The 15874-nt window shown below is 66.6% G+C and carries 12 protein-coding genes; 7 read left to right on the top strand and 5 right to left on the bottom strand.

What is annotated here, in order from left to right; all coding sequences use genetic code 11:
- The 3 genes from BST27_RS16035 to BST27_RS16025 form a co-directional block, all read right to left on the bottom strand.
- Nucleotides 1-740, bottom strand: a 740-nt coding sequence (locus BST27_RS16035) for a PE family protein (RefSeq protein ID WP_139805183.1), incomplete at its 3' end; no start/stop codon positions are given.
- Between the two features lie 70 nt (nt 741-810).
- On the bottom strand, nt 811-1977 hold the full coding sequence (gene otsB / locus BST27_RS16030) for a trehalose-phosphatase (protein ID WP_069422145.1): 1167 nt from the start codon (nt 1975-1977) through the stop codon (nt 811-813).
- Nucleotides 1978-2016: 39 nt separating this feature from the next.
- A complete protein-coding gene (locus BST27_RS16025; RefSeq protein WP_079220281.1) occupies nt 2017-3339 on the bottom strand; it encodes a wax ester/triacylglycerol synthase domain-containing protein in 1323 nt (440 codons plus the stop codon).
- Nucleotides 3340-3568: 229 nt separating this feature from the next.
- Between BST27_RS16025 and BST27_RS16020 the strand changes: the two genes are divergently transcribed.
- The 5 genes from BST27_RS16020 (at nt 3569) to BST27_RS16000 (ending at nt 11948) form a co-directional block, all read left to right on the top strand.
- Nucleotides 3569-6865, top strand: a complete 3297-nt coding sequence (locus BST27_RS16020) for an error-prone DNA polymerase (protein WP_069422144.1) — start codon at nt 3569-3571, stop codon at nt 6863-6865.
- Between the two features lie 333 nt (nt 6866-7198).
- Nucleotides 7199-9865 carry a cation-transporting P-type ATPase gene (locus tag BST27_RS16015; RefSeq protein ID WP_069422147.1) on the top strand — a complete coding sequence of 889 codons (2667 nt, stop codon included), beginning with the start codon at nt 7199-7201 and terminating at the stop codon, nt 9863-9865.
- Between the two features lie 122 nt (nt 9866-9987).
- Nucleotides 9988-10836, top strand: coding sequence for an oxidoreductase (locus tag BST27_RS16010; protein ID WP_069422143.1), 849 nt, complete (start codon nt 9988-9990; stop codon nt 10834-10836).
- A gap of 56 nt (nt 10837-10892) precedes the next feature.
- Nucleotides 10893-11537, top strand: a complete 645-nt coding sequence (locus BST27_RS16005; RefSeq protein WP_069422142.1) for a nitroreductase family protein — start codon at nt 10893-10895, stop codon at nt 11535-11537.
- A gap of 204 nt (nt 11538-11741) precedes the next feature.
- Entirely contained in the window at nt 11742-11948 is a 207-nt protein-coding gene (locus BST27_RS16000; protein WP_139805182.1) for a hypothetical protein, read from the top strand.
- Between the two features lie 7 nt (nt 11949-11955).
- On the opposite strand, the gene BST27_RS15995 is transcribed toward BST27_RS16000, so the two are convergent.
- Nucleotides 11956-12420, bottom strand: a complete 465-nt coding sequence (locus tag BST27_RS15995; RefSeq protein ID WP_069422140.1) for a tRNA (cytidine(34)-2'-O)-methyltransferase — start codon at nt 12418-12420, stop codon at nt 11956-11958.
- A 160-nt stretch (nt 12421-12580) separates the two neighbouring features.
- Here BST27_RS15995 and BST27_RS15990 point away from each other — a divergent pair, with 160 nt between their 5' ends.
- Nucleotides 12581-12976 carry a DUF2510 domain-containing protein gene (locus BST27_RS15990; protein ID WP_069422139.1) on the top strand — a complete coding sequence of 132 codons (396 nt, stop codon included), beginning with the start codon at nt 12581-12583 and terminating at the stop codon, nt 12974-12976.
- 513 nt (nt 12977-13489) lie between these two features.
- Here BST27_RS15990 and BST27_RS15985 read toward each other — a convergent pair.
- Nucleotides 13490-13786: a hypothetical protein gene (locus BST27_RS15985; RefSeq protein ID WP_069422138.1), complete on the bottom strand. Its 297-nt coding sequence runs from the start codon at nt 13784-13786 to the stop codon at nt 13490-13492.
- Between the two features lie 192 nt (nt 13787-13978).
- Between BST27_RS15985 and BST27_RS15980 the strand changes: the two genes are divergently transcribed.
- Entirely contained in the window at nt 13979-15739 is a 1761-nt protein-coding gene (locus BST27_RS15980; protein WP_069422137.1) for an alpha/beta hydrolase domain-containing protein, read from the top strand.
- Nucleotides 15740-15874: the final 135 nt, after the last annotated feature.

Here is a 15874-nt window from a genome sequence, read left to right as displayed (position 1 = left end):
CCCCCGGAACCCCCGGCGCCACCAGCAGTGACGCCGTTGCCGTTCGCGCCGTTCGCGCCGGCACCACCCGCCCCGCCGGAACCCAGCAGCCAAGCCGAGCCACCGGCTCCGCCGGCCCCGCCGCTGGAACCCAGGGCGGTGGCCGTTCCACCCGCCCCGCCGATCCCGCCGTTGCCGTACAGCCATCCGCCGTTGCCGCCGGCCCCACCGACTGCGCCCGCGCCGCCGCTGCCGCCGGCCCCGCCGTTGCCGATCAACCCCGCAGACCCACCGGCACCGCCGGCCGCCCCGGCCGTGGTCTGGGAAAAGCCGTTGCCGCCGTTGCCGTACAACAACCCACCAGCGCCGCCGTTCGGACGGGCCGCCGTCCCGTCGGCGCCATCACCGATCAGCGGGCGGCCCAGCAACAACTGGGTCGGGGTATTGACGAGGTCCAGCACCGGCTGCAACGGCCCCGCGTTGAACGACTCCGCCAAGGCATACGAATTACCGGCACCGGTCAATGTCTGCACAAACTGGGCATGGAACGCCGCCGCCTGTGTGCTGGCGGCCTGAAAGGCCGCGCCGTGCTGGCTGAACAGCGCCGAAATGGCAACCGACACCTCATCGGCGGCGGCCGCGGCAAGTTGGACCGTCGGAGCCACCGCCGCCGCGTTCGCGGCCTCGATGGTGGCTTTGACACCAGCCAAATCATTCGCCGCAGTTGTAATTGCCCACGGATTTACAAATGAAAACGACATGCGCGGACTCCTTCGACGGACGGGAGCCTACCGCTGTTCCACCAATGGATAACGTCTTTTCGTCACCGGACTAATTAGCGGTTGAGTCAGATAATTGCCGTGCCAACCGGGCAACGAATTCGCCGACGTCGGCGGGACTGTCCAAGGCGAACAAAGCAGCGGTGGCGCGATCGCCATCGTCATTGTGCCGCACCACAATTGGGATGCCGTCGGCACGTACCGCGTCGAACGCGTCTTCGTCGGTGATGTCGTCGCCGAGATAGATCGGTGTGAGCGCACCGGATCCATCCTGCTGCATCTGATCGATCACCCAGCGCAACGTCTTTCCCTTGTCCCAGTCGACATCAGGGCGCAACTCGATGACTTCGCGGCCCGTCGTCACCCGCAACTCGTCCCGCCGACCGGCGGCACGCACCGCGGCGGAAACCTCGCCGATCCGGTCGCGCGCCGCGTTGCGATAGTGCACAGCCACGCCAAATCGCTTGTGTTCCACCACGACACCCGGGATCGTCCGGAGCTGATCACGCAGCTCGGCGGCGGCCTGCTCGAGTATCGGGATGGCCTGCGCCGCCGCGTCGTTCTGGTGGTGCGTGCCGTCGGGTGCGGTCAGCTCGAACCCATGGCTGCCCGCATACCAAATGCCCGGCAAGCCCACCCGGCGCGACACATCGGCAAGATCGCGACCGCTGAGCACTGCGACCGGGCACTGGGCGGCCAACTGCTGCAACGCCTCAGCGGCGCCTGGGGCGGGTACGGCCGCGTCGGGATCGTCGACGATGTCGGACAGGGTGCCGTCGAAGTCGAAGAACACCGCGGGCGACTGGGTGCTCAAGCCGTCGGCCAGACCGAGAGCCTGCAACGCGTCGGGCAGCTCGGACATGCGGCGATCCCCGGATCGCACCAGGATTTCGTTCAGGTCGGTGAGAACGGCATCGGCGCCGGCTTGACGCAATGAATCGTCCTGCCCGCCGACGTCGACACCGATCACCAACGCGAAACCACCGTCCCGCGCCGCCTTGACGCCCGCCGCATCAACCGCCACCACCGCGCATCGACCCGCACGCACGGTAAGGCGTTCGGCTGCCTCGACCACCGGGTTCTCGTCGGAAAACGCGGCGGTGCCGACGCCGACGTCCCGCAACTGCCGGAGCAGCGCTTCCTTACTGGGTAACGAGGTGTCGAACAGCACGGCGTCGTGGCGACGCGGGTCGATGGTGACTGGCTCCAACTTGTGCACGCCCCACCTTCTCACGGTGGTCAACGTGGTTGGGGTGGGTCAGCGGCGCGCTAGGGCGGGGTGCGCGGAAACGCGTCCCCGCGACGGGTGGACGGTGCGCTTGCGGCGGTTCTTGGTGAACAGCAGGACGGAGTCCTGACTCAGCGCCACCAGCCGGGCCATCCCTCGTTCGATGCCGGCGATCAACTGCTCCATGTCGGACCCGGCCTCGTACTCGGCGGTGATGCCGAACACCAACTCGTCGCCGTAGCTCAGGGCGGCGACCCCGGTGCTCAGTTGCTGAGCGGTGGGCGGGATGGGCAGCAACTGGTCGACGCGTTGGCCCATCAGCTGCAACCGACGCCGCGGACCCGCTACGTTGGTCGCCAGCGTGACGAAGCGCTGGGGTAGCCGGGTAAGGGTTTGAAATGCTTTGGCGGCCAGGATGAATGGCGTGTCGAAGCCGTTGGTGGCCGGACGTTGTGCATGCTGGCTCAACCGGCCGTGTACGGCCCGAAGTTGTGCGACCGGGTCGTCGTGCTCGACGGGGAGGTAGGGCAGCAGCGCCGAGATGCGATCGTCGGCCTTGGCGACGGTGCGCAGTGAATCCGCACGCGGCTCTTCGCCGCGTTCGAGTAGGACCGACCGGAAACCTTCGGTGATCACGGCCAACGCAACATCATTGGCGGTCACGCCGAACTTGCGGCTCACGGCTTCGACGTCGGCGCGGGGAACCCGCACCGTGCCGTACCGGCGTCTGGTGGCCACCGACTCGGCCGGCGACATCCAGATCGCGGGCCAGGACAGCACGCGCGCCGCGGTCTTGAATACGGTGGCGTACGCGCTGACGACGGTCTCGGCCCAGCTGCGCGGCGGCGGCTGCGAGGGTGACCCCGATTTGACGGCAACGTCAGTAGCGAACATGTCGGCGTCGGTGTCGGCGTCATCGCAGAGTCGGGTGAGCAGGTGGGCCGGAGAAATCTCGTCGGCCATGCAGTGGTGGATCTTCATCAAGATCGCCCACCGATCGTCTTGAAGGCCTTCGATGATCCAGCACTCCCACGGCGGGCGGTTCAGCGCGACGGGGCGCTCCAAGGCGTGCGCGATCACCTGGAACAGTTCGCCGTCGTCCCCCGGTTGGGGTAGCGCCACCCGCTGGATGTGCTGGGTGAGGTCGAATTCCGGATCCGCCGTCCAGCCGGTGCGGAGCACCTGCATGCAGCGCGGCACGTCCTGAATCCGTTGCGCAAGAAAGCTTTTGAACTGATCAAAGTGGGGAAGGGGGCCGTCCATGATGGCGACCGCTCCGATTGACATGCTGGCGTCTTGGTCCGGCTCCGAGGCTCTGAAAAAGGTCGTATCCAAGCTCGTCAGTTGTCCCACAATTACCCCCCAAGTGCTGTTTTCTCAACGTGTACCAGTATCTGTTGCGAACGGTCGCGACGGTAGACCCGCAAGGTTAACAACATGTTTTGCCGATAAAGTCATGTTTAACAGCGGCGATAGACCCTCGGCTTGTGCCCCGCTCACAATTGCTCAGCCATGGTTTAACACCATGGTACAAGCGCGACCAGAGCCCGCTATCGAACAAACTTTCGATAGACTGTTGCGCATGGGCTGGGGCAACGGTCCGCCGAGTTGGGCCGAAATGGAGCGCGTGCTGGACGGCAAACCGCGTCACGCGGGTGCGCCGGCCCCGGCGGTGCCCGCCGATGATGCCCCGGTGTCGCACAAGCGCGGGGCGTACCGGCCGGCGGCAAAGGATCGGGTCCGCTCCTCCGTCGCCTATGCCGAGCTGCACGCGCATTCGGCATATAGCTTCCTCGACGGGGCCAGCACGCCCGAGGAGTTGGTCGAAGAAGCGGCGCGGCTTGATCTGCGCGCACTGGCGCTGACCGACCACAACGGTTTGTACGGGGCGGTCCGGTTCGCCGAGGCGGCCGCCGAGCTCGACGTACGGACCGTCTTTGGGGCAGAGCTGTCGCTGTCTGCCTCGTCCGCATCGGAGCCCCGCACCGAGCAACCGGACCCGCCCGGTCCGCACCTGCTGGTGCTGGCCCGTGGCCCGGAAGGGTACCGGCGGTTGTCCCGGCAACTGGCCGCGGCGCATCTGGCCGGCGGCGAGAAAGGCAAGCTGTGCTACGACTACGACGCACTCACCGAAGCGGCCGGCGGGCACTGGCACATCCTGACGGGTTGTCGGAAAGGCCATGTGCGCCAGGCCCTTTACCAAGCAGGACCGGAAGCGGCCGAACGGGCGCTGGCCGACCTGGTAGACCGGTTCGGCGCCGAGCGGGTCAGCATTGAGTTGACCCGTCATGGTCAGCCGCTCGACGACGAACACAACGCGGCACTGGCCGCGCTGGCACCGCGATTCGGGGTCGGCGTCGTCGCCACCACCGCAGCGCACTTCGCCCATCCGTCCCGCGGGCGGCTGGCCATGGCGATGGGCGCAATCCGGGCCCGGCAGTCCCTGGACGCCGCCGCCGGATGGCTGGCTCCGCTGGGTGGCGCCCACCTGCGGTCGGGTGAGGAGATGGCCAGGTTGTTCGCGCAGTGGCCCGAGGTGGTGACCGCGGCGGCCGAACTCGGCGAGCAGTGCGCCTTCGGGTTGGCGCTGATCGCACCGCAGCTGCCGCCGTTCGACGTGCCCGACGGGCACACCGAGGACAGCTGGTTGCGGGTGTTGGTCATGGCGGGTGCCGACGACCGCTACGGTCCGCCGGAGCGGGCGCCGCGCGCTTACGCCCAGATCGAGCACGAGCTGAAAGTGATTGCCCAGCTGGGCTTTCCCGGCTATTTCCTGGTGGTGCACGACATCACCCAATTCTGCCGGCGCAACGACATCTTGTGTCAGGGCAGGGGGTCGGCGGCAAATTCCGCGGTGTGTTTTGCCCTCGGGGTCACCGCCGTGGACCCGATTGCCAACGAGTTGCTGTTCGAGCGCTTCTTGTCACCGGTCCGCGACGGGCCGCCCGACATCGACATCGACATCGAGTCGGATCAACGCGAGAAGGTCATCCAGTACATCTACGACAAATACGGCCGCGACTATGCCGCCCAGGTCGCCAATGTCATCACATACCGGGGGCGCAGCGCCGTGCGTGACATGGCCCGCGCCCTGGGTTTCTCCCAGGGGCAGCAGGACGCCTGGAGCAAGCAGATCAGCCACTGGAGCGGCAGGGTCGATTCTCCCGACGTCGAGGGCATCCCCGAGCAGGTGATCGACCTGGCCAACCAGATCCGGAACCTGCCGCGACACATGGGCATTCATTCCGGTGGCATGGTGATCTGTGACCGCCCTATCGCCGACGTGTGCCCGGTGGAGTGGGCCCGCATGGAAAACCGCAGCGTGCTGCAATGGGACAAGGACGACTGTGCGGCAATAGGTTTGGTGAAATTCGATTTGCTCGGGCTGGGCATGCTCTCGGCGCTGCACTACGCCCGAGACCTGGTCGCCGAGCACAAGGGCATCGAGGTGGACTTCGCCCGGCTGGACCTCTCCGAGCCCGCGGTGTACGAGATGCTGTCCCGCGCCGACTCCGTCGGTGTGTTCCAGGTTGAGTCACGAGCTCAGATGGCCACCCTGCCAAGGCTGCGGCCACGGGTGTTCTACGACCTGGTGGTGGAGGTTGCGTTGATCCGTCCCGGCCCCATCCAGGGCGGGTCGGTGCACCCGTACATCCGGCGGCGCAACGGCATTGACCCGGTCACCTACGAGCACCCGTCGATGGAATCGGCGTTGCGAAAGACCCTGGGCGTACCGCTGTTTCAGGAACAGCTGATGCAGCTTGCCGTCGACTGCGCCGGCTTTACCGCCGCCGAGGCCGACCAGTTGCGGCGCGCCATGGGGTCAAAGCGCTCCACCGAGCGCATGCGCCGGCTACGCGGCCGGTTCTACGAGGGCATGCGCACACTGCACGGCGCCGACGAGGACACCATCGACCGGATCTACGAAAAGCTGGAAGCGTTCGCCAATTTCGGCTTCCCGGAAAGCCACGCGCTGTCCTTCGCGTCCTTGGTGTTCTACTCGTCGTGGTTCAAACTGCACCACCCGGCGGCCTTCTGTGCCGCGCTGCTGCGTGCCCAGCCGATGGGGTTCTATTCACCGCAATCGCTGGTGGCCGACGCGCGCCGGCACGGCGTGCTGGTACACGGGCCCGACGTCAACGCCAGCCTGGCGCACGCGACGCTGGAGAACGCGGGAACCGAGGTGCGACTCGGGCTGGGCGCGGTCCGTTTTATCGGGGATGACCTTGCCGAGAAGTTGGTCGAAGAACGAGAAGCCAACGGCCCGTTCATTTCTCTGTTGGACTTGACATCGCGATTGCAGTTGACCGTGCCGCAGACCGAAGCGTTGGCGACGGCCGGGGCGCTGGGTTGCTTCGACATGTCGAGGCGGGAGGCGCTGTGGGCGGCCGGTGCCGCGGCCACTCAACGACCGGATCGACTGCCCGGTGTGGGTTCGTCATCGCATATTCCGGCACTGCCCGGGATGAGTGAATTGGAGTTGGCTGCCGCCAACGTGTGGGCGACCGGTATCTCCCCGGACAGTTATCCGACGCAGTTCCTGCGGGCGGATCTGGACGCGATGGGGGTGGTGCCCGCCGCGGCGCTGGGATCGGTGCCCGATGGTGATCGGGTGCTGGTCGCCGGCGCGGTGACCCACCGGCAGCGTCCCGGGACGGCCCAGGGGGTGACGTTCATCAATCTCGAAGATGAAACCGGGATGGTCAACGTCCTCTGTACGCCGGGGGTGTGGGCGCGACACCGCAAGCTGGCGAACACGGCGGCGGCGCTGTTGATCCGTGGCCAGGTCCAGAACGCCAGTGGCGCAATCACCGTGGTGGCCGAGCGGCTGGGGCGCATCAGCCTCGCCGTGGGCTCGAAATCGCGGGACTTCCGCTAGCTCGCGGGACCTCCGCCAGTCCTGGGCGCGAGCGCGCGCAAAATGCCAGCCGCGACGGCGTGTCGCCGTACAAACGCGCGCGCTCGCGGAAGGAGAAGGCGGCCCAACGGTACAATTTATGCAGCATGTGCTGCGTTTGACAGGGTTTGACGGGTCCTGTCCATGAGGGTCGCCGGCCCCGAAAAGGGTGTCCGAGACTTAACAGCAGCCAGTAAATCGACAGCTTTGAACTCGGCCCGGCAGGGCCCGGAAAGGGTGCCGCTTGTGAGCGCGTTCCTCACCACAGCGGCTCAGCCGCGCAACCCCGAGGCAGACGTCGTGGCCTGGCACGCCATGACCCCGGCGGAGGTGCTGGAACGCCTTGATTCGAGTGAAGACGGCCTGACCGAGGATGAGGCCCTGCGGCGCCGGGCACAGTACGGCCTGAACCAGCTTGTCCGGGCGAAGTCACAGAACGTGCTGGTCCGCTTCCTCCGTCAGTTCCACAACGTGTTGCTGTACGTCATGTCGGGCGCCGCCGTGATCACCGCGCTGCTGCAGCACTGGGTGGACACCGCGGTGCTGTTCGCCGCGGTTGTCATCAACGCCATCGTCGCCTTCATTCAGGAGGGCAAGGCGGAGGCGGCGATGAACGCGATCCGGGCGATGCTCTCCCCGCACGCGACGGTCGTGCGTGCCGGCCGGGACAAGGACATCGAGGCCGCCGAACTGGTCCCCGGGGACATCGTCAAGCTGGTGCCCGGTGACCGGGTACCAGCCGATCTGCGGCTGATCTCCGTGGACGAACTGCAGGTCGATGAGGCGGCCCTGACCGGCGAGTCCCTGCCGGTGGACAAGTCCACCGAGGCCGCGCCCGTCGACGCGACCATCGGGGACCGGTTCGGCATGGCCTACTCGGGCACGATGGTGCTGCACGGTCAGGCCGTCGGAATCGTGGTCGCCACCGGCAGCGCCAGCGAGATCGGTCAGATCGACCAGATGCTGAAGAAGATCTCGACGTCGAGCACCCCACTGCTGCGTCAGATCAGCCACTTCGGCCGCGTGCTCGCGCTGGTCATTCTGCTGTTCAGCCTGGGCGTCTACGCGTTCGGCGTGCTGTGGCACGGGCACAGCGTCAAAGAGATGTTCACCATGACGGTGGCGCTCGCGGCGTCGGCCATCCCCGAGGGGCTGCCGGCGATCATCACCGTGACGTTGGCGATCGGTGTACAGCGAATGTCGCGTCGACGCGCGATCATCCGTCGCCTACCGGCGGTCGAGGCGCTCGGGTCGGTGACCGTCATCTGTTCGGACAAGACCGGAACGCTCACCACCAACGAAATGACCGCACAGCACGTCATCTGTGCGGGGCAGACCTTCGATGTCGAGGGAGCGGGATATACGCCCAAGGGTGAGCTGGCGCTGGACGGGCAGGTGATCAACCCGGCGGACTACCCGGCGTTGATCGACACCATCCGTGCCGGGGTGCTGTGCAACGACTCCACGCTGCGACACGAGGACGGCGCCTGGACCGTCGTGGGGGACCCGACCGAAGCGGCGCTGCTGGTGTTGGGCATCAAGGTGGGAATGCCCTACCGCGCCACCGAAGCCGAATTCCCGCGGGTCAGCACGGTGCCCTTCGAATCCGAGCGTCGCATGATGGGCACGCTGCACGCCGATCCCCATGGTCGCCCGCTGATATTGGTGAAGGGCGCGCCCGAACGCGTCCTCGATCTCTGCGTGGTCCAGCGCGACCAGCACGGCGACAGCCCCATCGACACGGAGTATTGGCACCGGGTGGCCGCCGAGACCGCGGCACGAGGCTTGCGGGTCCTGGCGATCGCCGAGCGGCACGGCATGCCGAGGACTCCGGAGACATTGGAGTTCGAGGATCTCGACGGCGGCTTCACCCTGCTGGGTCTGGTCGGAATCATCGACCCGCTACGCCCCGAGGCGATCGCGGCCGTTCGCGAATGTCACCGCGCCGGAATTCGGGTCAAGATGATCACCGGTGACCATGCCGGCACCGCCCGCGAGATCGGCAACCAGCTCGGTATGAGCGGTGACTCACCGGCCGTCACCGGTACCGAGATCGCCACGATGAACGACGCCGAATTGCAGGCCGTGGCCCGTGACTGCGACGTGTTCGCCCGGGTCAGCCCGGAACACAAGCTGCGTTTGGTTCGGGCATTGCAGGCCGAGGGCGAAGTGGTCGCCATGACCGGCGACGGTGTCAACGACGCGCCCGCGTTGAAGAAGGCCGACGTCGGCGTCGCCATGGGCACCAATGGCACCGAGGCCGCCAAAGAAGCGTCGGACATGGTGCTCGCCGACGACAACTTCGCCACGATCGCCGCGGCCGTCGCCGAGGGGCGGACGGTCTATGACAACATCCGCAAGTTCATCCTGTTCATGTTGCCCACCAATGGTGGTGAGGCGCTTGTTGTTATCGCCGCGATCCTCTTTCAACTCACCCTGCCGTTGACGCCCGCGCAGGTGCTTTGGATCAACCTCGTCACCTCCGCGACACTCGGGTTGGCCCTTGCCTTCGAGCCGCCCGAGTCCGATGTGATGGACCGAAAGCCACGGCCGCGCAACGAAAGTCTGCTGTCGCGATACTTCGTGTGGCGGGTGGTTCTGGTCTCGGTGCTGATGGCCGGCGGCGCCTTGAGCATGTTTCTGCTGGAGCTCCGGTTGGGCACCAGCGTAGAGATGGCGCGGACCATGGCGGTCAACGCAATCGTGGTCGCGGAGATGTTCTACTTGCTGAACAATCGGTTCCTGATGGCCCCGGTGCTCAACCGAATCGGCTTGTTCGGCAACCGAATTGCCCTGCTTACCGTGGTGGCCTGTGTGGCGTTGCAGCTCGCGTTCACCTACGCCCCGGCCATGAACGCCTTCTTCGGGTCCACCCCGTTGGGCTACGTGGAGTGGATCAAAGCCGCGGGGGTGGGTGCGTTGGTCTTCGTAGCAGTGGAGGTCGAAAAGGCCATCGTGCGGCGCCATCGGGCCAGGCGATGAGCGGCCCGCAACCCGTGTCATAGCGGTTCGAAAACGTCGCCCGACAAGCGCGTCGGCTCCCGCGGGAGCATAGTTGGACACGCTTGTTGCCACGCTGCCTTCGGCCCGAGAGGACGGACATCTTGCCCCAACGCGACGACGCCAAAGTCTGGTTCCTCACCGGAGCATCACGGGGGTTCGGGCTCGAGATCGCACGCAAGATCTTGAGCCAGGGAGACAAGGTCGTCGCCACCGCGCGACGCGCAAACCAAATCCGCGAGCAGCTTCCCGACGCGGGGGACAACCTGCTGACCGTCGACCTCGACGTCACCAACGGCGAACAGGCCGCCGAAGCGGTCGAGTCCGCGGTCGAGAAGTTCGGACGGGTCGACGTACTGGTGAACAACGCCGGGCGCGGCCTGCTCGGAGCCGTCGAAGAATCGTCCGACGTCTCGGCCCGTGCCGTCTACGAGGTCAACGTGTTCGGCACGCTCACCATGCAGCGGGCGGTGCTGCCGGTGATGCGTCGCCAACGTTCCGGGCACATCATCAACATCAGCTCGATCGGCGGACTGCTCGGCTCACCCGGGTGGGGCGTGTACTGCTCCACCAAGTTCGCGGTGGAAGGTTTCAGCGAAGCGCTGGCCAAAGAGGTTAAGCCACTTGGCATTTGGGTCACGATCGTGGAACCGGGCTACTTCCGCACCGACTTCCTCGACGGGTCCAGCCTCGGAACCGAGGAAACCATCATCGCCGACTACGAATCGACCGCGGGCGCGGTGCGTACTCGCGCCGCCGAACTCAATCACGAGCAGCCCGGCGATCCGGTGAAGGCCGCGGCCGCGATCGTCGACATCGCCGCGGTGGCGGAGCCCCCGGTGCACCTGCTGTTGGGCAGCGACTGCGTCGCGGCCGTCGAGAACAAGATCCAGCAACTGCAAGCCGAGATCGACGCCTGGCGGGCGGTCTCGCTCTCGACCGACCACGACTAAGCGGGCGGGATTTTGCCCCCGGCTGAGCGGGAAGGCCATCCCGGTAGCCTCCACGTATGACCCTCAACCTGTCCGTCGACGAAGTCCTGACCACCACGCGTTCGGTGCGCAAGCGCCTCGACTTCGACAAGCCGGTGCCGCGCGAGGTGTTGCTGGAATGCCTCGAGCTGGCGCTGCAGGCGCCCACCGGTTCCAACTCCCAGGGCTGGCAGTGGGTGTTCGTCGAAGACCGCGACAAGAAGCAGGCGATCGCCGACGTCTATCGGGGAAACGCCCTGCCCTACCTCGGTACACCCGCACCCGAGTATCCCGAGGGCGACCCGCGCAACGCACAGATGGGACGGGTCCGCGACTCGGCACGCTACCTCGCCGAGCGCATGCACGAGGTGCCCGTCCTGCTCGTTCCCTGCCTGAAAGGACGGCCGGAGGAGTCGCCGTTGGGTGGCGTCTCGTTCTGGGCTTCGCTGTTCCCGGCGGTGTGGAGCTTTTGTTTGGCACTGCGATCCCGCGGGCTGGGATCCTGCTGGACCACGCTGCACCTCCTCAACGACGGCGAACGCAAAGTGGCCGACGTACTCGGCATTCCGTACGAGCAATACGCCCAGGCGGGCCTCTTCCCGATCGCCTACACCAAGGGCACCGACTTCCGGCCCGCCAAGCGGCTGCCCGCCGCGGACCTCACGCATTGGAACAGCTGGTAGCGGCTGGTAGTAGTCCAGTTTCGCCAGTAGGGCGCGCTGACCGCTGCTCTCTGGTTATATGTCTGCCAAACGCAGCGCTGCGTTATGGGGCAGCAGCTCCGCTCTGCGGCTGGTGAGCTGGTAGCGGCCCCTCGTAATGAGTGGTAAGTGAGGTTGTCAATGCACTTTTCGGCCCCGGTGGGCAGCCCTGCGCACGGTCTCGTGATGTCAGTTCTGGTGTTGGTGGGCATCATTGTCGCCACCGCGGTGTGGGTGTACGCGGATGCCAAGGCGTTCAGCGGGCGCGGCCGGCCGATCGTCTCGTCGCTGGGTTCGGTCCAGCTCGACACGCCGATGGCGTGGTTCCTGGCCTGCCTGCTGATGTGGGAGATGGTCTTTCCCCACTACATCGACAGTCGGAGCATGTCCTAGCCGCAGGTCAGATCGCGCCTGAGTACGCGTGCTGTCGCCAGGCCTCGTAAACCGCGACGGCGGCGGCGTTCGACAGGTTCAGTGAGCGCCGACCGGCCAGCATGGGAATGCGCACCTGGGTGGTGATGTGCTCGTCGGCCAGGGTCGCCTCGTCCAGACCGGTGGGTTCGGGCCCGAACATCAGCACGTCGCCGGCTTGGTAATGCACGTCGGAGAATCGACTGCCCGCCGATGTCGTAAAGGCGAACACCCGTGCCGGCATCAGCGCCGCCCACGCGGCCGAAAGCGACGCATGGACGGTCACCGAGGCCAGGTCGTGGTAGTCCAGGCCCGCCCGGCGCAGCTTCGGTTCGGACAGGTCGAAGCCGAGCGGCTCGACCAGATGCAGCTCGCAACCGGTTGCCGCCGCCGTCCGGATGGCGTTGCCCGTGTTCGGCGCGATACGGGGGGAGTAGAAGAGCAACCGGAACACCGGTCGATCATGCCCGACCAAGCGAGTCGAACCTGACAGCAGTCGCTTCGACGCCCGTACGGCTTTCTCTGGCTTCTTGTCGCTGCATGGACGGGGGACTCGAAGCTGATTTGTTGACAGTGGGTCTAGGTTGCTAAGTGTGTCGTGACAGGGAGCAGAAATGAGTGCACCGCAAACCCCGCCGGGGTGGTACCCCGACCCCTCGGACCCGAAGAAACAGATCTACTGGGACGGCACCGCGTGGACCGTACCTGCCCCGGCAGAGAACTCCGGCAACCGTAAGGAAACCGCGGTTGCGATCGGGGTGTGTGTGCTTGTCGTCGTTGGTCTCGTGATGTCGATGCAATCAGTGAGCCTCTTGACCGGTTCGGGTCCCGTCTGGACGGGAGTTGCTGTCGTAGGAGTGGGCACGGCAGTTGCATTCTTTCTAGGGGCTGCGAAGTGGGTCCGCGTCTTGGCTGCCCTGGTCTTGGTCCTTGCTCTCGCAAATGGCTTTTACATCGAGAACCAGATGGACAAGAAACGTGAAGAACTGACACACATTTTCGACCGCTAGTTCCTGTTCGTGAGCATGTGCCGGAACGAGTCCGCAGTGGGTAGCCCCGCTGCGTTTATCACGGGGGTGGCCTGTTGGGCGTCTCCGGCGAACTGGCTCAAAGCCTGCATGTACACGCTCAAACCGTTGGGGTAGTACCACCACCGGAGTTCTTGCGGGAGAAGGAAGCCAGAACCGAAGGATCGTTGGTCTTGCGGAGAGTCGACCCAGGCGGCAGTCGCTTCGACGCCCGTGCGGAACGGTGTGGCGTCGGCTAAGTCTGACCGGACACGGGCGACGCGTTTCTGAGCACGACGCGCTACCGCGGGATGGAACCCCGACACGACCCGGCCGGTGAGCAGCGCCGCCGTGCCACGTGGGCGAAGAGCAGCAGCGGGAGCACACCACGAGGAAGAGCGCCATCCCGGCCAGCAAGTTGATGATCCGTGCCCGGCGCAGCGCCCCGCGGAAGATGCCGCAACCCGTTCGGCGCGGTGTGCGCCCGTGGTGCACCAGGGTCACCGCGTGGGCCAGCTACTGCGACGCGGCGAGGGCGTAGCCCAGCACCAGCCCGATGGCGAAATCGACCCAGGTCCGGTGGCTGATTGCGGGCCCTGCGGGACGGCCGAGGCTCAAGGAGGCGATCCCAGCGACCACGGTCGTGACCACGGTGATGCGACCCGGCCATGATCGCAGCACCTGCATGGCGGCGCGATACGCGAGGCGGGCGAGGGTGTCGATGCCGTGAAACTCGATGAGTCTGCGGCTGAACACCACCCGCTTGACGGCAACCTCGTCCGTGACTCGCATCGTCCCCCCTTCGTCGGTCATCACTGAAGTCTCAAGGGGTTCTCGCGGAATCCTTGCCCCTTCCTTGACGCCTTCCTGCCGCCTGGCTGGCGGGAAGCCCCAGGCCAGAGGCTTTGAGAAGTCCGCAAGAACTCTGCAAGGACGGTGCAGAAATCTCTGTGTCAAGCCAGAACGACAGCGCGACCCACAGGCCAGCACAGGGGGAACCACCAAATGACCGTCGAAGCAGTGCACGTCACCAACGTCTACCCGCACGCCGACAGCCGGTACGAGAACGTGGAAGCGACCGTCACCTTCGCCGTGGACCCGACACACCTGGCGAACCAAAGCATCGCCGACCTCGAGCTCGCACCCCGCGACGACGACGGCCTGGTCCGCTTCGACGCCGACCTGCGCCTGACCCGTCCGGTCGACGGCGGCAACGGCAAGCTGCTGTTCGTCGTGCCCAACCGCGGCGTGCCCACCAACGCGCCCTGGCTCAAGGGCGGCTTCCTGCTCAACCGCGGCTGGACCATCGCCTCGTGCGGCTGGCAGTGGGACGTGCAGCGCGGGCCGGCCATCCTTGGCCTCACCGCGCCGCAGGCCGCGGCGGACAAGGTGGAGCCCGGCTTCATCCGCCTGGAATGGCGCTCGGACAGCGCCAAGGACGTGCACCCGCTGAGCTTCACCGCACCCGAGTTCGAGTCGATCCCGGGTGCGGACGTGCTGTTCAAGTTCACCGACTACCCGACCGTCGACGTCAACGACCAGCAAGCCGTGCTGACCGTGCGCACCGCGCCCGACACCGAGCCCACCGTCGTCCCGCGGGACACCTGGCGGTTCACCGACGAGACGCACGTCGCTCTGGACGGCGGATTCCAGCCGTTCCACTGGTACGAACTGGTGTACCGGACGGCGCTGACCCCCATCGCCGGCGCCGGGCTGTTGGCGATCCGCGACCTGGTCTCCCACCTGCGCTCGGACCACAAGCTTTCCGGCGGCATCGACCACACCTTCGCCTACGGGGTCTCCCAGGCCGGTCGGTTGCTGCGCCAGTTCCTGTCCGACGGCCTCAACGTCGACGAGGCCGGCATGCCGGTCTTCGACGGCATCTTCAGCGACTTCGCCAGCGCCAACCGGGGTCAGTTCAACCAGCGGTACGCGCAGCCATCGACCCCGGGCGGCAGCGCCTCGGCCAGCAGCGGCCGGTTCGGCAACGCCGACCTGCTCGCCCGCCAGCGCGAACTCGGCGGCGTGCCCAAGACGATCTTCACCAACAGCGCCACCGAGTACTGGCAGGGCGACGGCGCGCTGGTCCACGTCGACCCCGACACCGGCCAGGACCTGCCCGAGGACCCCGACGTCCGCACCTACCTGCTGGCCGGGACCGACCACTTCGGCAGCAGCAAGATGAAGGACGCGCTGCCCGCCGCCAACCCGGTCCACCACCTCGACGTCACGCCGGTCACCCGGGCACTGCTGATCGCGGTGGAGAACTGGGTCGTCGAGGGCATCGAGCCCCCCGCCAGCCGGGTGCCCCGGACCAGCGAGGGCACCGCCGTCTCCCGCAAGGAGGTGCTGTCCGCTTTCGGCTACGCAAAGACCCCGGCGCCGGCGTGGTTGCCGTTCGCGCGCTCCGGAGAGTTCGGCGGCGCCCATGTCGACCTGGTTTCGGCGGTCGACGCGGACGGCAACGAGGTGGCCGGGATCCGGCTTCCCGCCGTCGCGGCACCGCTGGCCACCTACACCGGCTGGAACGCCCGCCGGTTCGTCGAGGAACTGCCCGATGTCATGTACGAGCGCATCGGCAGCAAGCTGCCCTTCCCGCCGGGCCGCCCGTCGGTCGCCGACCGCTACCCGACCGTCGCCGACTACGCCGCAGCGGTGCAAAACGCAGCCGAAACCCTTGTGGCACAGCGCTTCCTGCTGACCGAAGAGGTCGACTCGGTGGTCAAGAAGACGGTTGCCCAGTACCCGGTCACCGCGTCCGCGTGAGCGCTGCGCTGGCGTGACGTTCGGTGGCGAGCGCCGCGCTGGCGTGACGCTCGGCGGTGTTGTTTGCCGGCGCTCACGGGACGGCTTCGCGGGTCGGTTGCGGCGTACCTTATCTACTCAGTAACAATTGTGTGC

It is taken from the genome of Mycobacterium intermedium, from assembly GCF_002086275.1.
Lineage (GTDB): Bacteria > Actinomycetota > Actinomycetes > Mycobacteriales > Mycobacteriaceae > Mycobacterium > Mycobacterium intermedium.
This window is presented reverse-complemented; position numbering and strand designations above follow the sequence as displayed.